Raw genomic sequence first — 25,696 nt, 5'->3', positions numbered from 1 at the left:
TCTGCATGAAAAAAGATCGAGTCAAACATCCGTCCCGAGTTCCGTTTATGCTTTTCGCAGATGACGCGGGAAACATTATGGAAGATACCCGGTATGAGGTCATGGGCAGGACCGGAAGAGAAATGGTCCGGCTGCAAAAAGAAGACTTTATCCCTTTACCTGAAGGCAGCGAGATCTTCTTTCTCCAAAACCGGAATCCATGGGGTTTTTCCCTCCGCAGGCAGCAGGCTCAGATATACACGGATGGCCATGCCGTATCTGCATTCATTGCGCCGGCGCATACCCAGACCTATCTTTCCGCCTATGCCAATGATGAGGATGCACCTGTGTTACCGCTCTATGCCTATACTGCCGTAGGATGGTTGGATGATGAATTTTATACTACAGCAATTCGGGTTGATGCCGATGTCCGTCAGGATGTAAAAGAATTCGACCTGCCGGACATCGAAGCCGGAATAACCAGGATCCGTAGTCAATACCCGGAGAACCGGCTGGTCAATCATCTGGCAACACAATGTGCCATGAGCTACCACTGCCGTGCGGCACAAAATTATTTTTTAAACCGGTGGGAATGCCCGATTCCCTCTTCCCCGGCCTGCAACTCTACCTGTCTGGGATGCATCTCCCTGCAGCCGGAAGAGCATCAGATCCATTCAAGTCATTTTCGGTTGCAATTCAAACCGGATGTACAGGAGATCGTTGAAGTAGCCGTTGACCACCTGGAAACCGTTGAAGATCCGATCATCAGCTTTGGCCAGGGTTGTGAAGGAGAACCATTACTGGTGGCTGATGTCCTGGAAGAAGCCATCCGTGAAATTCGGGCCCGCACGCCACGCGGCATCATCAACATCAATACCAACGGTAGCCGGCCAAAGGATGTAGAACGGCTCTGTAAAGCAGGTTTGCAAAGTATTCGCGTAAGCATGAACAGCGCCCAGGAAGAATGGTATAATCCCTATTATCTGCCACGGAACTATTCATTCGGAGCATTGAAGGAATCTCTGAAGACGGTGCGGAAATACAATGGGTGGGCTTCCATCAATTATTTCGTCTACCCCGGTTTGACCGATAGTCTCCCTGAATTTCAAGCACTGTCGCAATTTATCCGGGATACCGGCCTGAATATGATCCAGTGGCGCAATTTTAATATAGACCCTGACTGGTACCTGGAAAAGGCCAGGATTGAAACCATCGACGACGTAATGGGAGTAGCAACTTTACTGCAAACACTGAAAACGTCTTTTCCGCATCTGGCTTATGGTTATTTTAATCCTTCCGCCAAAACCCAGCAAGCTCATTTGCAATTTTCCTGATATGTAACCTGCGTTCCAGCACAGCATTCTCCTTTAAGGATATTGATTATTTTCGTTTAAACCTTTGTTGTTAAGTCAATGAAAACCACCTTGATCCAACTTTTATGCCTTCTGATGGCAGGTTACTCTTTCGGGCAAAAACCGGATTCGCTGAAAATCCCTGAACCCAGATCGTTCATCACCACACATCAGGGCACCTACCATGGTGTAGGTGTGCATTACCGTGCAGAAGCGAAGGAATTCTTCCTCAGCGATGATAAGAATGAACCTGTTGCCTCCATCTGGTCGGTTTCGTACCTGAGAACAAATGTACCTGACAATGTGCCAAGGCCGGTGGTTTTCGTATTCAATGGTGGACCAGGTTCTGCCTCGATATGGCTGCATATGGGTTTTTTAGGCCCGCGCCGGGTGCTGGTGGATTCAGACGCTAATCGGGATGATGGTGCGCCTCCCTACCCCGTTGTTGATAATGAACAATGTCTCCTGGATATCGCCGACCTCGTCTTCATCGATCCGGTCGGAACAGGTTTTAGCAAGGCAATCGGCAAAGGTAAAGATGAATCGTTCTGGGGCCTCGTTGGGGACGCCCGTTCGGTAGCACAGTTTATCCGACTGTGGACAACCGATCACCAGCGGTGGATGTCTCCGAAATACATTATCGGCGAGAGTTTTGGAACCACCCGGGCTGCTGCAGTCGCTGCGACATTGGAGCAGGGCGGACAGGATCTGGCACTCAATGGGCTGATACTTATATCTCAGGCACTGGATTATGCCGGTTCCACCTCGGTAGACTTTAACATCACTTCTTACCTGACCTACCTACCCAGCATGGCAGCCACGGCCTGGTATCACAAGAAGGCCGGTGCTGGGCAGCCATTGGAATCATTCCTGGATCAGGCGCGATCCTTTACCTACCGTACCTATGCTCCCTGGCTGTACAAAGGCAATTTTCTTTCAGGTCCGGAACGTAAAATGCTGGCCGATTCGCTGGCTTATTTTACCGGTCTGGACACCACCTATATCCGCCAATCGAACTTCCGGATCCTGGTACCCCGGTTTCAAAAAGAATTGCTTCGCGACCAGGGCATTACCATTGGCCGGCTGGACGCCAGGTACTGGGGAAAGGAATGGGACCAGTCCGCCAGCGAACCGACACTGGGCGACGCTGCCGACTACCGCACCTCCAGCGCTTATACCGCAGCCCTGAATGATTATTTGGCGAAGGATTTGAAAGTTAGCATGGACCGGCCTTATCTCACCGGCAATGATGCTATTTATGGTAAATGGGACTGGAAGCCGGTACCCAAAGATGCAGCATGGGAGCCTTCCTACGTCAATACAGCACCCGGGATGGGCCTGGCTATGCGGCGTAACAATGCACTCCGGGTTATGGTCGCCAGTGGTTACTTTGATTTGATCACACCCTTCTTTGACGGAGAGTATACCTGTTCCCGAAACGGCATACCCACCGATCGCATTGAATTCTCCTATTATTATTCCGGCCACATGATCTACAACCATGAACCGGACCGCCAGAAATTAATTGAATCCATCCACCAATTTATCCAGGCAAAATGAGCAGCGATAAAAAAGAACCGATACCGGCATTTTATCTTGATGATATGGACACGATTTCCGCAAAGTTCGGTGGAAAATCACTGGCTGAAATATTCCATACCATCCATCAAACCAATTATTGGGATAACCAGGGTACCGTATCGGGACCGGGATCCGATGTAGATCAGACGAGAACCATAAGTTCCGTATTGCCGGACTTATTTGCCAGGCTTTCAATCCGGTCCTTACTGGATGCCCCCTGCGGAGATCTTGCCTGGATACAGGGTATATTGCCTGATGACCTTGAATACACCGGGATGGATATCGTGCCGGAGATCATCGCTTCGAACAAAGTGCAATTTACCGGTCGACCTTTCTCATTCATTCTGGGCGATCTGACCGAAGATCCATTACCCCGGGCAGATCTCATCCTTTGCCGGGATTGCCTGGTTCATTTCAGTGAAACGAACATCCGCAAAGCACTGACCAATTTTACCCGGTCTGGTTCAACATGGCTGCTGATGACATCATTCACCGGCCCCAGACCTTATCAGGAATTACCCGATGGTGGTTGGCGGGCCCTCAACTTCCAACTACCGCCTATCGCACTGCCTGAACCAGATTTCATTTTAACTGAAAACTGTACGGAACTCAACGGTCAATATTCAGACAAGGCGCTTTGTCTTTGGTCCATGAAAAAGGTAGCCGAAGGACTTGAAGGAAAATAAAAAATAACTATACTGTGATTTTTAAGCATTGGCACAATGCACAGACGGAATTTTAAGTTATGTCATGGAAATCGGAGGCTCAAGCCTTCGCCTGCATGCCAACGTTGAGAATCTTCTTACTTTCGTAACTCTAATTAAAAAGCGACAAATGAAGTTATTTGCCTCCTTATTGTTTATTCTTTTTGCAATCTCTGCATGCGGACCCAGTGCCCAGGATCGTGAAGTTCGGGAATCAGCCCGGCAATCGCTGCTGGATCAAAATGCGAGCCTTGCCAATACAGCACCTGCCAATCAACTGCCTGCAGCGGCAGCCGTCAATACCAGCGTATCTCATTACATCTGCCCGAATAATTGTGAAGGGAGTGGCGGCGACGCCGAAGGTACCTGCCCGGTTTGCGGGTCTGCTTATTTGCACAACCAGGCCTATCATTCAACTCCTGCTGCGACTACACCGACTTCAACACCTGATCCTCCTCAAAATGCCGCCGGAGTATGGCATTATACCTGCTCTAATGGTTGTGAGGGTGGTGCCGGTTCAGCGATTGCCTGTGCTAATTGCGGAGAAATGCTGGTGCATAACGCCTTGTACCACAATTAAACCAATTCAGGAATAACATATTCTTGCAGGCATCCCTGAGGCCCTGATTGTTCCATAAATCACATTTACCGTGATTTATGGTTACAGGATTTGGATTAAGTCCGAACAATCCGGCAACTTTGCATTGAAAGGGTGAGCAGTGATCGAAAGCCAAAAAATTATTTCTACTCAACCCGACATCCGGTTTGCCCAGGTAACGGAATTCGGATGGTCGGTTGTACTCCTGGCTCTGGTACTGACGGGTTGTCAACCGGCAGATTCAGCTGATGCTGGAACCGGAAAAGCACTTTTTGACCAATATTGTGGTTCTTGTCACCTTGCCCCTCAGCCTACTGACCTGCCTGTATCCGTCTGGAAAAACCGTGTATTGCCTGAAATGGCTGCCCGTATGGGATTGATCATCGATCATTACAACCCTTACGCAGGTCTGAATATGGAAGAGACCTTTTATACGCAGTTTTCAATGGCGTATCCACAGAAACCGATCCTGACACAGGCTGCCTGGGATTCGATCGCCCATTATGTGTTATCTCACGCAGTCGACACCTTCAGGTTTGACAGTAGCCGGATGCATCGGAACAAACCAATGCAGCAATTCACAGCTCATGCGGTCAAACTGGATGACCTGCCAGAATCTTTCGTATCCTACATCCATCATGATGAAGGTGCCGGCACTAATTTCGTGGGCTTCGTCCGGGGGCAGGTTTACTCCGTTCCCGATCCCGATCACCATGAGTTCATCGAAAAACGGTATTACACCATTGCCGATTACCGGCAATCGGGCGATACCACCTGGTGTACCGAAATGGGACCAATCCTCCCTTCCGAAATCCCAAAAGGGAGACTTACCAAAACCATTGATACGGCATTGACCGTAATTTGTGATTCCTTACATCGTCCGGTTTATACGGTATTCTCTGACCTCGATGGAGATGGAAAAGATGAAATACTGCTAGCCGAATTTGGCAACAAGACCGGAGAGTTGCTCATGCTTCATTCCGATCGGACCGGTAAATACGATCACATTCCTTTATTGGGACAACCGGGCATCATCCGGGTCATCGTCAAGGATATGAATCATGATGACAAACCAGATCTCATCGTGCTGGCCAGTCAGGGCAATGAAGGCGTATACCTGATGATGAATCAGGGTGATCTGACTTTTAAGACCCAACAGATCATCCGCCTGCCCAGTGTTTATGGTTCCAGCTGGATCGAACTCTCCGACATGGACCACGACGGCGATCTGGATATCGTACTGGCTAATGGAGACAATGCCGACTACTCCTACGCACTGAAACCTTATCATGGTGTCCGGATATTTACAAATGACGGTACGAACACATTTGAACAAGCCTGGTTTTATCCCATCTATGGAGCCACCCGGGTAATAGCTCAGGACTTCGATCAGGATGGAGATACCGATCTGCTGGTTACCGCCTATTTTGCCGATTACGACCAGCTCCCTGAGGAATCCATCGTTTATCTGCAAAATGAATCACAGAACACATTTCAATTCACATCGTATACCTTTCCGGAAGAAGCCAATGCAGGCCGGTGGCTGATCAGTGAAAGTGTGGACTACGATCACGATGGCGATCTTGATGTTATTCTGGGTTCCAACATCTGGTCCCCTGCTCCAACCGGGAGAGAGGTATTGCAAGCATGGCGAAATACTGCTATTGATCTCCTTTTCCTGGAAAACAACCTCAAATAGCCCATTCTATTACGCTTCATCCTTTTTTCCTGATTCGTTCACGCCATCGTTGCAGCAGTCCCTTGACAAACAGAAGTGGTAACGTAAACACGTCCGTTTGCAAAGCTATTTCACCCGGATTCGCCAGCCGGATATTTAATTGATCGGCAAAAGGATTATCACTGGCGATGTAGGTCCAGGTTGATGTAGGCCGGCTAAATGCGTGCGAATCATCGTGGGAATCACTTCTTGTCAAATATTCGATGCAATCCCTGACACACGCTGACCGGCAGTCTTCAAGTAATTCCTCAAAACGAGAATCGGCTTCCTCCCTGAAGATGCGCAAGGGTTGATAACCGCCCAGCCGTACCAGGTAAATTCCATCCCGGCGCATCATCATCTCCTGAAGAAACTGCGCCCAGTACTGATCGTAGTGATGTAATATGATCTCCCTCAGCCCTTTGATCCTGCCCTGAATCAAGTTGAATTGCCCGGGCATTTCCGCTTGCAACAACTCCTGAATCAATGCGTCATTAAAATACCGATGTCTTTCACGACTCCAGATGATGCGCTGATTTTCCAGGAAGTCCGCATACTCCGCAATATTTCGTCGCATCTCCTCAAGGCGTTTCTCAATTATCTGCTGTACCATCAGCACAAAATGAGCTCGTTCTGATTGATTCATCCTGTGTACATCTTTTTTTCGCCAGGAGGCATCAAGGATCTCGTTCAGGTGATAGCGAACCATCAGGTCATCTTCCATGGATACGATAAACTCCGTTTCGCCCGGATCACCCTGCCTGCCTGCCCGGCCCCTCAATTGACGATCTATCCGCCGTGCCTCATGCAAATTGGTCCCCAACACAAATAAGCCTCCGGTTGCCAATACTTCTTCCTGCAATTTCGGTATGCCGTTCCCAAGCCGGATGTCCGTGCCCCTTCCAGCCATATTTGTTGCGATCGTAACCATCCCCGGGAGTGCCGCTTGTGCGATGATCTGTGCTTCATGTGCATCATGATGGGCATTCAGTAGCTGGGTGGTAATGCCGGATGCTTTCAACAGATTAGTGAGATGTTCAGATTCTTTCACTGTCAGGGTGCCCAATAAAACCGGTTGACCACTGGTATGCCTTCTTTTGACTTCTTCCAGAATGTGCCTGTCTTTCTCTTCCTGCGTCACCAATACCTGGAGGGGCAGGTCTCTTCGTTGTGAGCACTGATGCGTTGGTATAATGCAGGTTTTTATTCCGTAAAGCAAATGGAGTTCTTCAGCTACATCAGCAGCAGTTGCGGTTGTTCCCGCCTTACGCTGGTATTTCCGGATCAGATGAGGTATGGATATCATTTGCAGAACTTCACCATCAGCCCGGATAGTCACCTTCTCCTTTGCTTCCACCGCAGCCTGCAGCCCATTTCGCCATTGCCTGTCCGGCACAACCCTGCCGGTAAATTCATCAATAAGCTGGATACGATCTCCCGCCACCAGGTAATGTACATCCCTTTGGAGCAAAACCCGGGCCTGTAAAGCAACCTGAATAGCAGAAAACACTCTGAAGCCATCATCGACTGTAAAATCAAACTCAGGGAAAGCACATTGGATGATGTGGAGTCCTGATTCCGTTAAAAATAATTCGTGACGGCGTTCGTCCACTTCAAAGTCTGCATCCGAAAGCGAACCCACCAGATCAGCAATAAAATTAAGGTCCAGAGGAGTTCCCGGTCTGGGCCCGGCCAATACCAGGGGATGTCTGGCCTCATCGATAAGTATGGCATCTGCCTCATCAATGATCACAGAACGAAAATCGATCGGCATCGCTTCGTCCGTAGTCCAGATCATCTGGTTACGCAAAAAATCAAACCCGATCGCCTTGATCGTCGAGTATACGATATCCGCCTGATAAGCTCTTCTGCGCTGCAGTGCATTGTCACTCTCCCGCACCGCAGCGACGGACAGTCCAAGTGCCTGGTATACGGGTTCCATCCAGGCAGCATCTCTGCCCGCCAGGTAATCGTTGAACGTCAATATGGTGCTTTTACCAAGATGAAATGCCAGCCATGCACTTGCCAATGCTATGGTTAGAGTCTTGCCCTCACCCGTTTGCATTTCCACCATCTGCCGGTTTATCAGTGCTATTGCTCCCTGATATTGTTCGTCGAATGGCCTTATACCCAGGTGGTGACTTACCAGTGCTCCAGCCAGGCCCAGAAATTCCAGCATGTCGATATCTGGCTTCATCGGTAATATTTCCGGCAGGTGACTGGCATTTCGAAACAAGGCTTCATGCCGGCGAATTTCCTCTACTTCTTTCAGGTAAATATCCGCCTGATCGATGATGCAATCCGGGAGGATCCCCCAGGATCTTTGCATCCTTTTATTGAGTATCATGATGATGATTTAAAGAATGAATGGATCAATGTATGCTGTGAAAACACCATCATTGAATGACTTATGGAACCATCACAGATCAGGAAAGAAAACTGCGGGCGAGGAGAGGCAAATAACGAAATGTAAGCAGGAATTGCACATTTTCAGAGAAAGGGTCTTCCGGCAGTTGAGTTTTCGGGAAGAAAGCAGTCTCTGTTCGAGTCCAGTTATCGGGTATCTCAGCACATACCTCCAACTGGTAAATGCGGCTTTGAGTGGTGGGCACCCGGTGTATCGCCTCTATGATTACCTGGGCAGCTGCCGGATGACTATACGTATCAGGAACCACCGCCAGAAATGCCACCAGGGCTGAGAAGATGATCAGCGCTTTGATCTTAAATGTGGAAGGAATCTGATTTAACTGCATACACAAAAGCCGATTACTGCCAAGATAACCAAATCCCGGCTCGATTTGTTCTCCCCGGTTCATTTCAGACCAGCAATCAGTATAAATAACCAGGGGATCAATCACGACGACTGACCCCCTGGTCCATAAATTCATTGGACGATATGAAATGAAATGTACTTAGCTGTCTGTCAGTTAATGCATCTGGCAACAATGGCCGCCAGGTCCGCCGCATTCTCTACTGTCACTACTGTGTTGGTGGCATTAATCAATACTTCAAACGGAAATGCAATATGTGGTGGCCGGTCGCCCATGGCATGACTCTTGTGCCAGGCCTGAAGAAAATCCAGATAGGCCTGATAGCCGGCAATCTCCAAGGAAGATCCATCGGAAAAATCAATGGTTACCGGAAAGATCACCTGATAACATGCGTTATCCAGCAGATTGGGAATAAAAGGACGCTGTTCGCGGCAAGCCCGGAGGAATTTTGCCAACTGTTCTTTATTCTCCACGGTGACGGTAGAGCCATTGGGTAACTCTATCTCATGTGGAAACGCAATCTCAGGTTTCGTCGTGTCATCGGGATGTGCCGCGTTCCAGGTATCTATTGCATCGCGCAGCGACTGAAGATCGGCAATCTCCTCACCTGTACCGTCAGGATAATTCAGCATGATCGGAAATATTATCCGGACACAGGGGCCATAAGGAGGAGCGAAATCACAATCCGCTGTGATGGCATCAATGTCCTCTTTGCTGTAAACCGTGATCACAGTACTGTCCTGAAGGCGCACGTCATAAGGAAACTGAATGTGGACTACGCCCGGTGTAGATGGGTTTGCTGTACGCCAACTCGCAATGGCGTCCTGCATTTCTTCCCGGTCATTGACTGATTGAGTCGAAGAATCCGGAAAGACCAGTGTAAACGGAAATACCGGTTTATAACAATCCAGGATCCGGTGTCCTTTACCCAATCGTTCCAGGCCACAAGCGACCTGCAATTCATGTAATTGTGCTGCTGTTGAGATCGTACTGGTCGATCCATCCGACAGGGTTACATCCACTGGCAACTGAACATTAGGTAAAATGCGTGCTCCCGGATTAGCGGCTCTCCAGGTTAATACTCCTTCGACAAAAGCTTCCTGGGTCTCAAATGTTGCCGAGGTCCCATCGGGCCAAACGACAGTGACGGGAAATACAAACGTAAAGCATCGATCGGAAGGATCATCGGTTGCGTCCCGCAGATCCAACGTCGCCTCTGTGTAATTCTGGGTCGTTTCAATGTGTTCCTTTTGACAGGCGATCATCAGGCCGATCATGGCCAATGGCAAGAACAGTTTTGCAATAATTTTTTGCATGACAAGGTGAATTTTAGTGAAAAAATGTTCGATTAAGAACTCGTTTTGAAAATCGAACAGTTGTTGTTTTGTACTCACCGATTGGACCTGCCAAACTGCCTGAAAGTTTAAATTACATTATTTTATTATGTATAAATGGAAGACTATCATAAAATTGATAGGAAAAAATCTGTAATAAAAAACAGGAATTTTATTGAGCAATTTTCTCCGGCATCGGCTTCAGAAAGAAAAATGCACTTAAAATGACGCCTGAAATACCCACCAGAAGAAATAAGAGAGATGCGCCCCAGGTGGACCAAATCCATCCTGCCAGCAGGCTTGCCAGAAAGGCGCTGATACTCAGAAAAGCTTCATAGGTACCGATGGCCGTAGCCAGCTCTTTCGGTGGGATAAGATTGGATATCCAGGCCTTTGCGATCCCTTCTGTCATCGCGGCATACACACCGTACAGCAGAAACAGGATCGCCAGAAAAAAGGGTTCATGAACGATCCCCATACCTCCATATACGAGGCCGTAACACAATATACCCAGCGCAAAGATAGACTTGAATTTCCACCGGTCCGCCAGGATGCCGGCAGGAAATGCCAAGCCTGCATAGACGAAATTGTAAAAGATGTAAAAACCAATGACTGCTTTTTCAGAATATCCCAAAGATTGTAATTGGAGCAGGAGAAAGAAATCAGAGCTATTGAGCAACCCAAAGATCAATAATCCCCCAACCGCCGTTTGGTACCCCCGGGGCGACGCTTTCCAATACTTTAAAAAATCCCGAAAACCAGGTCGACTGGCAGTGGAACCGGAATTGCTCTTTGCATTTTCACGTAAACGCCATGCAAACCAGATGGCTACCATACCCGGAATGATCGCCAGATAAAATAGCGACCGGAGGTCATCGGGTTTTGCCCAGAGAAAGAACAAAGCCAGTAATGGCCCGAGGCTGGCGCCCAGCGTATCCATGCTGCGATGAAACCCAAAGATGCGGCCTTTGGTGGAAGAAGTGGCTTCCTGGGCCAGCAATGCATCACGAGCGGCAGTGCGTACGCCTTTACCCAGCCGATCTAATGATCGTAAGACGAATATTCCCGCTGGAATCATGATAACTCCCATTAAAGGCTTGGCAACCGCACTCAGAGTATATCCCCATTGGATGAAGGGAACCCGCACTTTCGAAACATCGGACCACCGGCCAAAATAACCTTTGGCATATCCCACCAATAACTGGGCAAAACCCTCCAATAAACCAATTCCGAATACCGTAAAGCCGACCTCAGTCATAAAAAGAGGGAGCACCGGATACAACATTTCACTTGCCATATCCGTAAATAAGCTGATTAAGCCTAGCGTGATGACCGTTTTGGGTATTGATCTCATAATGAAGATCTCCTATATAGCTATTTTACCATAATCCGTAAACCGGTTTTCCGGATAACTTCAGTTCGAAAGTGGGAATTTTCTGTGAAATCTTTCGATACTTGCATACGGGTTTTTAAACGAACTGTCTGCGGAACCATCCAAATCGCAGGCTGCCTTAGCAAATAGAATACGATGAATGCACCTCATCCGCTTTGGTTGCGGTTTAAACAGGGAGACACGGAAGCATTTGAGCAGTTGTACCAGGAACACCTTGATGCGCTGCTGCGTTACGGGCATCACTTCACACCCCAGACCGAGATTATTGAGGATGTCATTCAGGAACTTTTTGTTGACCTCTGGCAACGCAAGGCCAATCTGGGAGATACGGACTCCCCGCGAAAATACCTCTGTGCTTCGCTCCGTCACCGGCTCTATAGAACCCTTAAACAAAATGCTAAAATCAGCAGCGATGATCAGATTCCCTTCGAACTGATCTGGGACTGGGAGGACAGCCCTTCCAATGAAGAGCGGTATGCACAGGTGGAATCAGCCCTGGATCAGCTGTCACACCGGGAGAAAGAAGCCATTTACCTGCGTTATCATCAGGGCCTTACCTACGAAGAGATCGGAGACATCATGGGCGTACAGTACCAGTCTCTGCGCAATCAGGTTCATCGTGCCATCCAAAAGCTCAGGGCCATACTGACTTTGGTATTTATGATTTTCTTAACAGGGATGAGTACAAACAGGTATCCGGGTACTTAATAGTGTATGGAAAGCATGCAAAGCTTATGAAGCAAGAATACATAACATATACTCCTGAGCAACTGATCGACGTGGATTCTTTCATTGCTGCCTACCTGCATAAGGATGAACACTATCGGCGGGCTTGGCAGGAATGGGAGTCTGACCATCCTGATACTAAACCCCGCATCGATGAAGCCAGGCAACTGATCCGTCATCTTGCCGTGAGGGAATACGCGGTGTCAGCAGGGCAACGGGAAAAAATATGGGGCAAGATTCAATCAGAGATACAAGAAAAACCTGTCGCAAAAAGACGTGTCATTCCATCCAGGTGGTATGCCGTGGCAGCTGCCTGCTTCTTCGTTGCTGCCAGTTTGTTATTATGGCTTCAGGTAGCCGGGCAGTCAAGGATCAGCAGTATGGCCGGAACCCACCTGACGCATGTATTACCGGATGAAAGCCAAATCATCCTCAACGCGGCATCACAAATCACTTATCGCAAGAGACAATACCAGAATAAACGTGACATTCACCTGAGTGGTGAGGCATTTTTTGAAGTTACCAAGGGGGCGCCCTTTACGGTAGAGACCGAACTGGGCTCCATTCGGGTATGGGGGACATCCTTTAATGTCTTCGCCCGCGATTCCATTTTTGATGTGAAATGTTTCACCGGGAAGGTTGAAGTAACCGTTCCGGGAGAGAATCCAGTGATGTTGACCCCGGGGCAACAATATGGCTATGTAGCCGGCAGAGCTGCCGAATCCCATACCTTTGATCCGGCTAGAGAGGACGATTGGCGGAGCGGGCTGATCCGGGTGAATGCACAACCCCTGCGCAATGTTTTTGCAGAAATCGAAAGACAATACGACGTAACCATTATTTACGGGGATGAAACCGGATCGAAACGATATACCGGTTTTTATCAATTGAATCAGCTGGATAGTGCTTTATATCACATTTGTTGGCCAATGCAATTAGAATTTCAAATAAATGGGAAACAAATAACCGTCAAATAGTCGTTGAGTCCATAACCATATGTTGCGACCACGGATAGTACACCTTATGATTGCGTGGTGGGTGTTGCAGATGCCAGCATTCACGCAACAGGTTATACGCTCCCAATGCCCTTTACCTACCCTACTGAACGAAATTGAGAAAAAATTAAACATCCGGTTTGCCTACGATGCTTCGGCATTAGCTTCCGTATATTTTGATACGACCCAGGTTCAGAACCATCCGGACAAAATTCTTGAAGATTTATTGGCTGACAACCAGTTTGAGTGCCAACGGCTTTCAGACAAACAATACCTGATCAGGACACATCCTCCCAGAGAGAATGCGAGCCGATCTGATCACCTTATCCTCTCAGGAAGGGTTCGTGATGCCTGGACCGGGGATTATCTTGAGAACGTTGCCGTTTTCACCACGGATCTTCGTCATGGGACTACCACAGATTCGATGGGCCGGTTCACTCTGGCCTGCAATGAACAGTCCGGACAGGTAGCTTTTCAACTGCTTGGATATGGTGATCTGCGGGTTAACCAAAATCAAATTTCAAACAAACTATCCATCTCGCTGATCCCACAGATTCAGGAAATGCCTGAAATCCTGATCGCTTCCAAACCTCCTCCCATCGGATACAGCTCAAAAAGCACAGCAATCCAATGGCGTCCCAATGAAATGCTGGCTATGGGATTGGGAGGCCTGCAATCGGATGTACTGCGATCCATGCAATGGCTACCAGGTGTCAATACCGGTGACGACCTGAATGCGTTGCCGGGAGTCCGTAGCAATGAGCCGGATCAAAACCTGATCTTACTGAATGATATGCCTCTCTTAAAAGTAGATCACTATTTCGGCATTTTTAGCGCCCTGCCGCCCAATCTGGTTCAGGATGTCACCTGGTACCGTTCATATTTTCCGGCAAATTACGGCGGACGCACGGCTTCCATCATCAATTTAAATACACTTGAGCCCTCTCTGCAGAATCCGGGATGGAGCGGACAGATAACCTGGGACAATCTCACCACCTCAGGAGTGGCGCGGGGCCCCCTGTCAAAACATTTGTACGCCACAGTAGCCGGTCGTTCCACCTATTACAACCTTTCTTCAGACGGCCTTTTTAACTTTCTTTATGAAAAACCCACAGAAGATTACTTTGAATACCCGGGTGAAAACCCCATCCGCAACACCCTGAATATCCGGGAAACACAGCCTTCCTTCCAGTTTTATGATGGATACGCCGGTATTGAAGGGCACTGGCTAAACACTTCGCTTCGCCTGCAATACTTCACTGGCTACGATGATTTCAATAATCTGAGCAATAATGGCTTTGCGATCCCTAATCGCGATGAACATGTCCTGTATAAATCCGCTTTGAGTGAAACCAGTACCTGGAAAAACCAGGCTGCAGGGTTTTACCTGGACCATCGCTTTGCATCGGGGATTGTCTGGAAGAATTGGATCAATTACACCTCACATTCCAGTGAGGCCGCTAACCAGCTGAACCTGGACCGGATCGAAGGTGTGCAGTATCCTCCGATCAAACTTGATGTTTCCGACTCATTTTTCAACAATTCTTCGCTGGCAGAAGCACAGACGGAAGTTGATTTTACCTTGAACCCGCAACAACAGCTAAAAGTAGGTTTACAGGCATCCCAAATGGACAACTGGGTGGATTTTAATCTGGAAGCACTGCCATCCTTAAATGTTGAACTGCAGGGACGGACATTCCAGTCCTATGGCGAATATATTTTTGAGCGCAAGGGGTGGAAAATGGAAGCGGGCTTGCGAGGCATTTATTATTCGGTAACCAAACAAATCCAGTTCGAACCCCGGTGGTACCTGGAATATGAATCGCCGACAGGTCACCGGTTTCATCTGGCTGCCGGGAATTACCACCAGTATCTACGCAGTTCAAATCATGAAGACCGGTACAACCGGAGTTTTGAATTCTTCATCCTGGCAGACGGAGATCGTTTTCCTGTCCTTGGGTCCTGGCAGTTTACCGGAGGCTGGACCTGGCAAAAAGAGGACTGGAGGGTAGAAGCCGAAGCATTTTATCATGACCTCACCGGTTGGTTGGAATATGCTCAGGAAATGCCCGGGGTGGACAGCAAGAACCCGGTAAGATCCAGTACCTATAAACTCTATGACGGATCAGCAAAACAATTTGGCATCGATGTTTTATTACGTCACGACGCCATCCATTGGCCAGGCTGGATCGCTTATACCCTTAGCAAAGCGGAACAATCCATTCCTGAGATCAACCAGGGCGCCTATTATCCATCTCAAAATGATCGCCGGCACCAGTTGAAAATTGTCCAGGAATACCAGAATAAACGATGGTCACTCTGGGCGGGATATCAATATGTCAGCGGAAAACCCTATCTCAACATTCTTAGCGTGGGCGAGACGCCCCGCAGGGATATCAACATCCGGCGAGCCTATGTTTACCTCCCGGCATACCAGCGATTTGACTTGGGTGCCAGTTACCGGTTGCCCGTTAAAAATTCCAACCTCTTGTTCTCAGCTGGCGTTTATAATCTGTTCAACCACAACAATGTTGAATACCGGCAATATGTCCTCAGCCTGGAAGGCTCTCCCAATACAAATCTTCCAAATCAAAATTACATCCTGGGCAACGATGTATCGTTGCTGCCCATCACTCCATACTTTTCGGTGAGCTGGAAATTCTAGCGGGTCAGAAATTTACTATCTCGCTTTCTGGAATTCTGCGAAGGTCATGGTCTTGTACTTCTCTTCACTGGCATAAACCAATTCTTTCATTAAACCATCGGCCTGCTTATATCCGGGAGAGATCAGGATACGCGCAAAACTCTCATCCAGTGTGACATAGGAAGGGTAACTCATCTTACCGTCCAGCAGCGCATAAGCGAGCTGGTGGATACCATTACGTCCGGCAGCAATCCATTTGAAGGTATTTCCCTGGAAAACAATATCTTCTTTCTGCTCAGCATCCAGTTTAACTGCGTAATAATTCTTGGAAATATACTCGACTACTTTCGGGTCCTTAAAGGTTGTAGCATCCATCCGTTTGCACCATCCACACCAGTCGGTGTACACATCTACAAATACCTTCTTGGGATTGGAAGCATTCAGTTGGACGGCCTCATCCCAGGTAATCCAGTGGATTTCTTCCGCTGCGGTTGGAGTAACCGGTGTCGGATTTGAAATAAAAAAGTAGGGCAAAATCAGATAAAAAAGATAGTGCATGACAAGGACTTGTTTTCTTATTTAATCATAAAGATATACGCATTAACGCAACAATGCTGCAAATTGTTTGCCAGGGTTTGTAGCCCGGATTACATAGCCCGCCACGAATCAACTCCATTAAATGGCAAAAGGGACCTGATAAGATCCCTTCTGCGTGCCGACGAAAGAACGAACATAAGCTCTTGTCCGAAGAACCAAACTTGATTGTCTTATCGGTGTTTAGTACGGTCAACAATGGTAAATACCCTGCTGACATTAAATCCGAAATGAATACCACCCTTCTCCCACTGCCCTACCGTTTCAGTGATAAAACCTTTCTCAATCATCGAAGTGGAATTGGTGAAGTGAAGCTGGAATACGTGGCCTCCCGTTTCTATATCCACACCCACAGATAGCGAGTTGTGGTAATCAGGCCCCAATTGATTAGGGAGTACATAGACATACTCCGCATTGATGGCCAAACGATTGGTTAATTTAACCCGGCCTGCTGCCCCTACCGCATATACGTCATTCTTCTCCGCTCTGGTAGCCACCAGGTTGCGGTGCACCAGGGTTGGTGAAAGCTGTAGTGATAACCGGTCACTGAATTTGCGGCCAACAATCACCTGATAGGTATAAAATAGTCGCGATGAGAAATAATTATCTCGCGTTGGGTCAGCCCATTTTACGGAATTTAGTGAACTGGCAGCCATCACCGCCAACGTCACCGGCATGACCTTCTTCCCAGAGGACTGGCGGAGGATCTTGTATTTCAAAAAACCATCGAATGATTTCTGAAAACTGCTTCTGCCAATTCCTACCGTGAGTTGATCGGTAATGCCATAGTCAAAACCAAGCCGCATCATGGCATTGTCCAGCCCAAAAAATTCATAAGGACCACCATTGATGAATCCAAACCGGTGATTGATCTTAAAGTCCAAAACTCCTCCGGCCGTACTTTCCAGCGAATGCAGATTGATGACCCGGTTCGTTTTGAATGCTGCGGTGGCATATTCAGTCACATCATCATTACCCAGCAAAGAAAGCAGATCCGTATCCTGAGCCCGGCTGCCGGAGATGACAAAGCCCACCAGTAGAAGCATGAATTGAATTCGCCGCATCATGATCAACTTTTGTCATCCATGGGTAAATATTGGGACTCGATGTCAATTTTGACCTCTCGGGCAATTTTGTCCTTGACCACGGCAGGAATTTTGACACCATAATCTTCAATAAGGATTGTAAAAGTGGCCTTGCCGACGACCTGACCGTCCTTTACGGTAAAGGTTGCCGGTGTAGTAACATTCTTGGTTACCCCATGGATGGTCAACTCTCCTGAAACATTCGTCTGATAGGTACCATCCTGATTCATTTTCACATTACCGGGATCCTCCAATTTACCTTTAAATGAAGCTTTCGGATAGGTACTGCTTTCCATGTAATTTTCATTGAAGTGCTCCTGCATCAGCGCCTTTTCAAATTGAAAAGCCTTGATAAGAACGGCAAACTCCATCTGCCCGCTCGAGGCATCAATCACACTGGCCGCCTTGGTATTGTGTGCTTCGATCTTCTCCATCGGTGCATCCGAGTAAAAAGAGACCTTGCCATCCTTGGTAAAATACTTCTGTCCCATTAAGGCAGAAGCGCCTAACAGCATTATGCTCAATGCGAAAATTCCTTTTTTCATGTTATGCATGGTTTATTTTTTTATTTCAATACAGCGAACCAGTACGACATCCATCAGCATGCCGGTACATTTTCCCCTCAGGGTGACCAATTGACCACTGTTGAACTCCGGGCGATGATTACCCTGGACGTAATCCATTTCACACCGCACAGTGGACATCACATCATCCGCATTCAGGATGACCGTCCAGATACTATCCTCCTGACTCACCGACTCTACTTCTCCGGTTACATCAATGAAATGATCCAGATAGGTCTCATTAGCTTTAGTCTCGTCGGCTTGAAAAGCTTTTAACAGATCCTCTGCTGTCAAGGTAGCCACCGGGGCGATGTCTTTAACCTCTTCAAATGGCTTGTTGACAAACTTGTACACAACAAAACCTCCAACAACGCCTACTAAAAGCAAGAATAATAGCACTTTCCTGATCATGACTTCCGGTTAATTGTTTTGAGCTCCCTGATCAATCCAGGCATTGATCTGTTGGATAAAACAGGACGAAAGTTTGGCCGCACCCTGGGGCATCGGGCTAAATCCACTGTCGTGTTGAATCGAGCCTTTCAATCTGCCATTGATCACATAATTGTGCAGGTTGCTGTATCCTTCCAGCACCACTCCTCCCTGGGGAAACTGTGCATTATGGCAGGACAAACAATTGTTGGTGATGATGGGATTCACATCATTGGCATAACTCATGTTCGTCGTATTACAATCCACCACCGGATAAAGGTCTTCTTCATTGTCATAATAGCATTTTGACAGGAAGAGGATCATTACAATACCCGTGATCCACAAATAATGTGATTTCATGTTCATAGCATGTTCTGCTTTCGTCTATGCAAATGTACCTTACCCACTTATTCTTCCGCCGGATTACCCGCTGAACCGGGATAATGTCCGGCTGTAACCGGCTTATTACCCACCATGCGGGAAAGTGGACTTTTCACGTTTAATCTGCTTTTGTATCTGGTTCTTATAATTCACCGCTCTCCAGATCTCCGGTGATCCATTTTTTAAATACCGGTGACCGCTCCGTACTGACAATGCTGTCAATTTTACAAGCCGGTTCAAGAACGATCTTTACCCTTGACTTGGAGTAGGCATGCATCTCATGAATCGCCTGATAGTTAATGATGAATTGACGGTTGATGCGGAAAAAGAGTTTCGAATCCACCAGCTCATCCAGTTTCTCCAGGGAATATTCGATGGGATATCGCTTACCCTGATTGGTAACCAGGAATGTGATTTTATCCTGGGTATAAAAATAGGCTACATCCAGGATGTCCACCACATGGTAACTCTGACCAACTTTGATCAGAAACCGTTTGGCTGGTTCTTCCTTTAACAGACTCTGGGCCAGTTCGCGGTAATCAAAAGCAGCGCGCTGCAGACGGTCGGTATATTTCTGAAGGGCCACCTGAAGTTCGGCTTTCTTTATAGGTTTCAGGAGATAATCCAGTGCATTGACCCGGAAGGCCTCAATCGCATACTGATCGTAGGCGGTCGTAAAAATGATCGGTTTCTGAATATCGATGTGATCAAAGATCTTGAAACTGCTGCCATCAGCAAGATGGATATCCATAAAAAGCAAATCCACTTCTTTATGGGACTCCAGCCATTCCAGACTGCTCACAATGGTGTCCGTCACACCTTCTATTTCGATGGTATCGTCAATCTCATGCAGCATATTCATCAATCGCTTGGCAGCGGCATGTTCGTCTTCAATAATTAATACTTTCATAAGTCATTCATTGGTTAGAATGGGTATTTCTACGGTAAATCGATTTTCATTCTGCATAATGTGGATAGGTTTAGCCGTGAGAAAGCGGTATTGTTTACGGATGCTTTCCAGGCCAAACCCGGTAGAAGATTCCTTGGTCCATTTTCGTTGTACCGGGTTGGAAACCCCTACATAATCCTCTTTTCTAAACAAGGTGATGGTCAATGGCTTCTGCCTGGATATCTCATTGTGTTTGATTGCATTTTCGATCAACCGCTGCAAGCTCATCGGGACGATCTGTCCTTCATGAGACATCGGTTGCTTATCGATGATGAGCTGATTTCCATAGCGGTATTGAAGGATAGAACAGAACTCATCCACGATCTTAAGTTCTTCACTCAACTCGATTTTCTGGCTGTCTCCGAAAAGGAGGATCTTCCGGTAAAAGTCGGCCAGGTGCTCCACGTACTCAATTGCCAGGTCTTGATTTTCTTCAATGGCCGCCGCCAGGGTATTGAAACTGTTAAATAGAAAATGGGGGTTGATCTGATTCTTAATGGTAGCCAGTTCCGCCTCAATCTGATGCTTCTCCATGGCACTGCGCTGATTGACGACATATTCCCTCCATTTGATCACCCCGAGAAGTAAGGCAAAGACCGATACTGTCATCAGAGTGATAAACCACCAGGTGAGCCAGAAGGGTTTGCCGATCGTGAATGCATAACTGGATTTCTCACTTGAAGTGAAATCACCGTGAGCGGAAGCTTTGACCTGAAATTCATAGTTCCCCGGATCCAGATTCAGAAAGAAAGCCTGATGGTCCCTGGTTCTCCGCCAGGTCGTATCACTGCCCAGCAGGCGATAAGAAAAGAGGAGATTCTCCGGTTCGGTAAACCAGATGCCGGCATAACTGATCCGCAGGTGATTCTGATCATAACCGAATTGATTGGTATGCACCAGATTTGCTCCACCATCGATGATCTGGATCTCTTTAATCACCGGCGTAGGTTGAAACCATTTCGCAGGCGTTTCCTGGTAGTGAAACAAGCTTTGGTTGGAAACAAACCATACACCGTGGGAATCATCATTCCAGGATGCATTAATGTTTAATACCAGATCCTTGATTCCAGCGCTTTCTTCAAAATAGGTGATACTGTTACTGCCGGGATAAAAAGCTTCGACTCCATCACGATCTACCATAATCAGGTGAGCTCCGGACCAGGCCAGAATGCTTACTTCACTCGCCCTCGGGCTGACCTGCTTATCGGAATGCGGGTCTCCGGAAACATTGATATCCAACCCAATAATTCCATTATTGGCCGTATTGAGCCAGAGATGACCGTTATTGTCTTCTGCCATGCTGTATACGTTGCCGATCGACAGGGTATCATACCCTCCTGATCTTTTCACGACAGCAGTGGGATAATGGGTAAAATGATCGTTTTCCAATACCGACACACCGGCTCCGTCCGTAGCGATCCAAAGCCGTCCGCGATGATCTGTTCGAACCTGATAGATGTAATTGGAAGGCAGTCCCTGTGCTTTGGTAAAATTTTGGATTACGGGTCCTTTTGACTTTTTCGGACGATACTGCACTCTGCTCGTACCTGCAAGGGTGGCAAACCACAGAAAATCACCCTGACGGGTAATGGACAGGATCGATCCGTTTAAAAAACCTGTGGATTCATCCCAATGGGCAACCAGTTGGAACTTCGGGTCCAGCACATAAACACCCTGCCCGAAAGTTCCGGCGTACACATAACGGTCTTCATCGGCATAAAGACTGATGACATTACTACCCGGTAATACCTCACGAATGACTTGCAGATTGCCGTCCTCATTAATCCGGGTCAGGGCCAATCCGTCCACCTTCCCCAGACAGATTGTATCCTCATCCAGGTAAGCCAAGCTTTGTATATCACCCAGGTAATGTTCCCAGCGCTGCATGGCCGGAAGAAAGTTATAAATATATTGTTCGTTGACGATCATCCAGACCACCCCCTCGTGATCCAGCCACAATTGATCGATGGATACCTTACCGGACAATTTCGGAGAAAATTGAACGGGGGTAATCCGGTCACCATCCATTTCCCACAATCCACCTTCCGCAGTCCCTATGAAACCATGATCTTGTGATAGAAATAACATGGATGCAATACTTCCACCTGACCAATCCGGTGTCAGATGTTCAATTTGCTGAGTTGAAGAGTCTACCCAGCCAAATCCCAGATCAAATGTGCCAAACCAGATCCGTGCGCCATAAACCCGTACAGATGGTATGATATGGTCCGGTAGCCCAAGGCCCGTAGTAAGGGTTCTGACCCATTTATGATTGGAGGTATATGAACAATGGATCAAACCCAGATCTGTACCTACCCATACGCCTTCTTTGGGGCCTTGCGCCATTTGGTAGATCTCGTTAGCCGGTAAGCCGTCATCTTCATTGAAATTATAAAGCCGGCTGCCAGTCCAGGCATAAACACCTTCACCATACGTGGCAATCCAGAGGATCCCCGCCTTATCCCTTAGTATCGAAGTTATTCTGACATGCGGATGCCCTTCCTCGATAAGCCAGGGCTCGAGGGTCAGGGCACCACATTGTTGGGCTCTACCTATGACTCCCGTTTCAGTGCCAACCCAAATTGTTTCGTCGGCATCCTCGAAAACAGCCGTGATATTCTGTGAAAGCATGCTGTCGCCGGAAATGTGATCAAATCGCCATCCATCGTACTGATAAAGTCCTTCTGAAGTGCCGAATAGCATCAACCCTTTGGATGTCTGAAGCTGACAATGAATGGAATGTCTACGTAAGTTTTCAGGAAGCTGAACCTCACGAATGTGGTATTGGCCATATACGGAACCATACGCCCCCAGGAAGATGAGCATCAGGCATAGCTGTTCTCCGGCCAATTGATATATCCTGTTCATTGCGCTTTGAACTCGGCCTCCACCGTAACCTGGATCTCTTCAGCTATTTTTTGGTAAACGATACGGGGTATCGTGATCTTATGATCTTCCAGCGGAACCGTGAATTGACTGCGAATGATAAGACGATCGGTCAGTACGGTTAATTTACTTTTTATGATCCGCTCCTGATTGACACCGTGGATCTGAAGGATACCCTTTGCCCGCACAATGTATTCACCTTCTTTGGTCAGGTCTATCGGATCCAGGATCTTACCGGTGAAAGTACTGGTTGCATAATGGTCCGTCTCCATGTAATTTTCATAAAAATGCTCCTGCTGCAGTGGGCTGTTAAATCCTTTAAAAGAACTATTCCTGACAGAAAATGCATAGGAATTCGTAGATATGTCCAGCACCCCTTCCAACATTTCGGATTTTGCTTCTATGATCTCCAACGGGGCATCCGAACGGAAGTAAATGGTACCTGAAGTAAGTACATACCGCGTAGACTGCTGGGTCATAATAAACAGCCATACGATAATGCCTGCATTCCAGAATGCCATTTGGTTGCTATTTAAAGAGTTAAGATGATTTTTTCATCAGGGATTACCTAATTACCCATGCCCATTGCATGAATCAGGGCTTTGAAGAAGGAATTTTTATTGCTGAACAGGAACCTGTACAATTTCCCCTGGAATCCTTCTTCGATGTCCGCAATGCATTCATGCGCATGTTTTTCAGCTTTAGCCGCCTGATAGGTTAGCTATTCCAAGCATCCAGCTTCCGCTAAATAGAACGCCAGCAACCGATTGCATGTTCCGGATCTCTTCCTGGACGTTCGGGTTCAGCAATTTGGCATCAGCTGCTGTCTCTGGCTTAAGTATTTCCGGAGGGGCATAACGAACTGGATAGGGAGCAAAAATGGTAAAGGTGCGGGTTTGCTTTAGATTCATAGAGACTCTTATTAACTTGTTCCAAAGTACAAAGTATTGGGAAACACGATATCTAAAAAGTCCCGGGCCCTCATCCAAAATGAGCTCGATGCGGCATTTCTTTATGAGACCCTGGCCGGATTGGAACAAGAGGAAGCCATCCGGGCAATATACCAGCAAATGGCATCGATTGAAAAGCGTCATTACACTCATTTCCTTAACCAGGAAGGTTTAAATGATGCATCTGCTGTGGCCTTCCGCCCCTCCTGGCAAGCCAGGACCAAAGCCTGGCTGGCAAAGCGTTTCGGCACTTCCTTTATTTTGGGAGACCTCATCCAAACAGAAAAGGCCATTGCTTTTGGCCAGTCACCCAAGTCTTCACCTCAAGCCAGAACCAGCCTGCTCCATCATGCCCAAATCCTGGAAGGAATCCAGGCTCAGCATAAGACCATTGACCCCCGGCGTTTAGCCACCCTGGAATCACGACACCGCAATGTGGGTGGCAATGCCCTCCGCGCCGCTGTTCTGGGCGCCAACGACGGATTGGTTTCCAACCTGAGTTTGGTCATGGGCGTGGCTGGAGCAGCTGTCGACAACAAATACATCCTGGTCACCGGGATGGCAGGACTCCTTGCCGGCGCCCTCTCTATGGCACTGGGTGAGTGGCTGTCCGTACAGAGCGCCCGTGAACTCTTTCAGCGGCAGCTCGACCTGGAGGGTGAGGAATTAGCCAACAACCCTGAAGAAGAACAACTTGAACTATCACTGATTTACCAGGCCAAAGGATTAAGCCAGGAACAAGCTGACAACCTGGCCAAAGAACAGATGAAGCATGATGAGAATGCGTTGAATGTATTGGCCCGCGAAGAGTTGGGTATTGATCCGGAGGAGCTTGGGGGCTCAGCCTGGGAAGCAGCCATCGCTTCATTTGTGTTGTTCTCCCTGGGTGCGATCATTCCGGTACTACCCTATTTCTTCACCCAGGCACCCCGGGCTACCTGGTTAAGCATCGGACTAAGCGGCATTGGACTTTTCGGAATCGGTGCCTTGATCACCCTCATGACCGGCAAATCAGTATGGGTGTCCGGCATGAGACAGGTCCTTTTCGGAGCTATGGCTGCAGCTATTACCTTTGGCATCGGTCACTTGCTTGGGGTAAGCCTGGGCGGATAACCTAAACCTACCTGAACAAATGGTATGATGGAATTACTTGGTAAGCTTCAGTGTCCGGTCACCGGAGTTCCATTGCACCTCTCTCCGGATGGCACCCATGCGGAGGCAGACCAGGTGCGATACTCTACTGTTGATGGCGTCTGGCAGCTTTTACCCAATGAATTTGCCAGTCACCGGATAACAAACTATTTCGAACACTATGAAACAGATGCCGAGGTGTTTGATTATTTCGAATCCTCCGGTAATCAGGCTACTCTCCACGAACACCGTCGCCTGCAGGAAACCATCATACGGGAAATACCGGGCCAGGCAACATCAATTCTGGATGTGGGATGCGGAAACGCCTGGCTGGCAGCATCTATCATTCAAAACCGGAAAAGGTCAGAAATTTGTTCGATGGATCTCTCCTCGGCTAATACCCAAAATGCCAAAAAACGTGTCCATGACGAACGCCACCTGGTCATCCGGGGTGACGCACAGCATTTACCCTTCCAGGACAATACCTTTGACGTTATCGTCGCGTCAGAGGTGCTGGAACACATTGAGGAGGTAGCCAAATTCCTGCAGGAATTATTCCGCGCACTCAAACCGGGCGGCAGGCTGATCCTGACCACGCCCTACAATGAAGTCATCCAATATTCACTGTGCATCCATTGCAACCAAAAAACGCCACTGCACGCCCATCTGCACTCGGTCAATGAAAAATTCATACAAGACCAGGTCCAGGAATCCGGTATTCATGGCAAAGTCTCAACGCAGGCATTTCTGAACAAACTACTGGTCATGCTGAAAGGGCATGTTGTGCTGAAATATTTACCTTACCTGCTATGGAAAGGTGCCGATTTACTGGCCAATAAGGTGATTGGGCATCAGAGCCGGCTATTGGTTACTATAGACAAAATACCCAGGGAATCATTTTGATCCTGACCACCAAATGCTGACATTCACGCCA

At 47.8% G+C, this 25,696-nt stretch carries 23 protein-coding genes; 10 read left to right on the top strand and 13 right to left on the bottom strand.

The window, feature by feature from the left end:
* Window positions 1–5 precede the first annotated feature (5 nt).
* The 5 genes from H6570_04255 (at window position 6) to H6570_04235 (ending at window position 5,913) form a co-directional block, all read left to right on the top strand.
* Window positions 6–1,313 carry a radical SAM protein gene (locus tag H6570_04255; GenBank protein MCB9318471.1) on the top strand — a complete coding sequence of 436 codons (1,308 nt, stop codon included), beginning with the start codon at window positions 6–8 and terminating at the stop codon, window positions 1,311–1,313.
* 78 nt (window positions 1,314–1,391) lie between these two features.
* A complete protein-coding gene (locus H6570_04250; protein ID MCB9318470.1) occupies window positions 1,392–2,891 on the top strand; it encodes a peptidase S10 in 1,500 nt (499 codons plus the stop codon).
* A complete protein-coding gene (locus tag H6570_04245) occupies window positions 2,888–3,598 on the top strand; it encodes a class I SAM-dependent methyltransferase (GenBank protein MCB9318469.1) in 711 nt (236 codons plus the stop codon). Before H6570_04250 ends, H6570_04245 begins: the two co-directional genes overlap by 4 nt.
* A 148-nt stretch (window positions 3,599–3,746) precedes the next feature.
* Window positions 3,747–4,196: a hypothetical protein gene (locus H6570_04240; GenBank protein ID MCB9318468.1), complete on the top strand. Its 450-nt coding sequence runs from the start codon at window positions 3,747–3,749 to the stop codon at window positions 4,194–4,196.
* 139 nt (window positions 4,197–4,335) lie between these two features.
* Complete coding sequence (locus tag H6570_04235; protein ID MCB9318467.1) at window positions 4,336–5,913, top strand: VCBS repeat-containing protein; 1,578 nt, start codon at window positions 4,336–4,338, stop codon at window positions 5,911–5,913.
* Window positions 5,914–5,929: 16 nt separating this feature from the next.
* On the opposite strand, the gene H6570_04230 is transcribed toward H6570_04235, so the two are convergent.
* From H6570_04230 to H6570_04215, 4 genes are all read right to left on the bottom strand, one after another.
* Window positions 5,930–8,278, bottom strand: a complete 2,349-nt coding sequence (locus tag H6570_04230; GenBank protein ID MCB9318466.1) for a hypothetical protein — start codon at window positions 8,276–8,278, stop codon at window positions 5,930–5,932.
* A gap of 79 nt (window positions 8,279–8,357) precedes the next feature.
* Window positions 8,358–8,684: a hypothetical protein gene (locus H6570_04225; GenBank protein ID MCB9318465.1), complete on the bottom strand. Its 327-nt coding sequence runs from the start codon at window positions 8,682–8,684 to the stop codon at window positions 8,358–8,360.
* Between the two features lie 170 nt (window positions 8,685–8,854).
* On the bottom strand, window positions 8,855–10,018 hold the full coding sequence (locus H6570_04220) for a hypothetical protein (protein MCB9318464.1): 1,164 nt from the start codon (window positions 10,016–10,018) through the stop codon (window positions 8,855–8,857).
* Window positions 10,019–10,208: 190 nt separating this feature from the next.
* The gene (locus H6570_04215) at window positions 10,209–11,390 is read right to left on the bottom strand and encodes an MFS transporter (GenBank protein MCB9318463.1); all 1,182 of its coding nucleotides are present in this window, start codon (window positions 11,388–11,390) and stop codon (window positions 10,209–10,211) included.
* A 174-nt stretch (window positions 11,391–11,564) separates the two neighbouring features.
* Between H6570_04215 and H6570_04210 the strand changes: the two genes are divergently transcribed.
* From H6570_04210 to H6570_04200, 3 genes are read left to right on the top strand one after another with little or no spacing between them, the layout of a single operon-like run.
* The gene (locus H6570_04210; protein MCB9318462.1) at window positions 11,565–12,137 is read left to right on the top strand and encodes a sigma-70 family RNA polymerase sigma factor; all 573 of its coding nucleotides are present in this window, start codon (window positions 11,565–11,567) and stop codon (window positions 12,135–12,137) included.
* A gap of 26 nt (window positions 12,138–12,163) precedes the next feature.
* Window positions 12,164–13,132: a FecR domain-containing protein gene (locus H6570_04205; protein MCB9318461.1), complete on the top strand. Its 969-nt coding sequence runs from the start codon at window positions 12,164–12,166 to the stop codon at window positions 13,130–13,132.
* Between the two features lie 46 nt (window positions 13,133–13,178).
* Window positions 13,179–15,815, top strand: coding sequence for a carboxypeptidase-like regulatory domain-containing protein (locus H6570_04200; protein ID MCB9318460.1), 2,637 nt, complete (start codon window positions 13,179–13,181; stop codon window positions 15,813–15,815).
* Window positions 15,816–15,830: 15 nt separating this feature from the next.
* Here H6570_04200 and H6570_04195 read toward each other — a convergent pair whose 3' ends face one another.
* The 9 genes from H6570_04195 to H6570_04155 all read right to left on the bottom strand — a co-directional run bounded on the left by H6570_04195 (window position 15,831) and on the right by H6570_04155 (window position 23,592).
* Window positions 15,831–16,352: a DUF255 domain-containing protein gene (locus tag H6570_04195; protein MCB9318459.1), complete on the bottom strand. Its 522-nt coding sequence runs from the start codon at window positions 16,350–16,352 to the stop codon at window positions 15,831–15,833.
* Between the two features lie 209 nt (window positions 16,353–16,561).
* Window positions 16,562–17,452, bottom strand: coding sequence for a hypothetical protein (locus H6570_04190; GenBank protein MCB9318458.1), 891 nt, complete (start codon window positions 17,450–17,452; stop codon window positions 16,562–16,564).
* A 5-nt stretch (window positions 17,453–17,457) separates the two neighbouring features.
* The gene (locus H6570_04185) at window positions 17,458–18,018 is read right to left on the bottom strand and encodes a YceI family protein (GenBank protein ID MCB9318457.1); all 561 of its coding nucleotides are present in this window, start codon (window positions 18,016–18,018) and stop codon (window positions 17,458–17,460) included.
* Window positions 18,019–18,030: 12 nt separating this feature from the next.
* On the bottom strand, window positions 18,031–18,447 hold the full coding sequence (locus H6570_04180) for a hypothetical protein (protein MCB9318456.1): 417 nt from the start codon (window positions 18,445–18,447) through the stop codon (window positions 18,031–18,033).
* A gap of 9 nt (window positions 18,448–18,456) precedes the next feature.
* Complete coding sequence (locus H6570_04175) at window positions 18,457–18,825, bottom strand: hypothetical protein (protein MCB9318455.1); 369 nt, start codon at window positions 18,823–18,825, stop codon at window positions 18,457–18,459.
* Window positions 18,826–18,988: 163 nt separating this feature from the next.
* Complete coding sequence (locus H6570_04170) at window positions 18,989–19,756, bottom strand: response regulator transcription factor (protein MCB9318454.1); 768 nt, start codon at window positions 19,754–19,756, stop codon at window positions 18,989–18,991.
* A 3-nt stretch (window positions 19,757–19,759) separates the two neighbouring features.
* On the bottom strand, window positions 19,760–22,663 hold the full coding sequence (locus H6570_04165; GenBank protein ID MCB9318453.1) for a histidine kinase: 2,904 nt from the start codon (window positions 22,661–22,663) through the stop codon (window positions 19,760–19,762).
* Window positions 22,660–23,202, bottom strand: a complete 543-nt coding sequence (locus tag H6570_04160; protein MCB9318452.1) for a YceI family protein — start codon at window positions 23,200–23,202, stop codon at window positions 22,660–22,662. Before H6570_04160 ends, H6570_04165 begins: the two co-directional genes overlap by 4 nt.
* Window positions 23,203–23,382: 180 nt before the next feature.
* Complete coding sequence (locus tag H6570_04155) at window positions 23,383–23,592, bottom strand: hypothetical protein (protein MCB9318451.1); 210 nt, start codon at window positions 23,590–23,592, stop codon at window positions 23,383–23,385.
* A gap of 48 nt (window positions 23,593–23,640) precedes the next feature.
* On the opposite strand from H6570_04155, the gene H6570_04150 reads away from it, so the two are divergent.
* On the top strand, window positions 23,641–24,744 hold the full coding sequence (locus H6570_04150; GenBank protein MCB9318450.1) for a VIT1/CCC1 transporter family protein: 1,104 nt from the start codon (window positions 23,641–23,643) through the stop codon (window positions 24,742–24,744).
* Window positions 24,745–24,768: 24 nt separating this feature from the next.
* Window positions 24,769–25,665, top strand: coding sequence for a class I SAM-dependent methyltransferase (locus H6570_04145; protein MCB9318449.1), 897 nt, complete (start codon window positions 24,769–24,771; stop codon window positions 25,663–25,665).
* Window positions 25,666–25,696: the final 31 nt, after the last annotated feature.

Source organism: Lewinellaceae bacterium (assembly GCA_020636135.1).
In the GTDB taxonomy this organism is placed as follows: Bacteria; Bacteroidota; Bacteroidia; order Chitinophagales; family Saprospiraceae; genus JAGQXC01.
The sequence above is the reverse complement of the archived record's forward strand: the minus strand, read 5'-3'. Positions and strand labels throughout refer to the sequence as shown.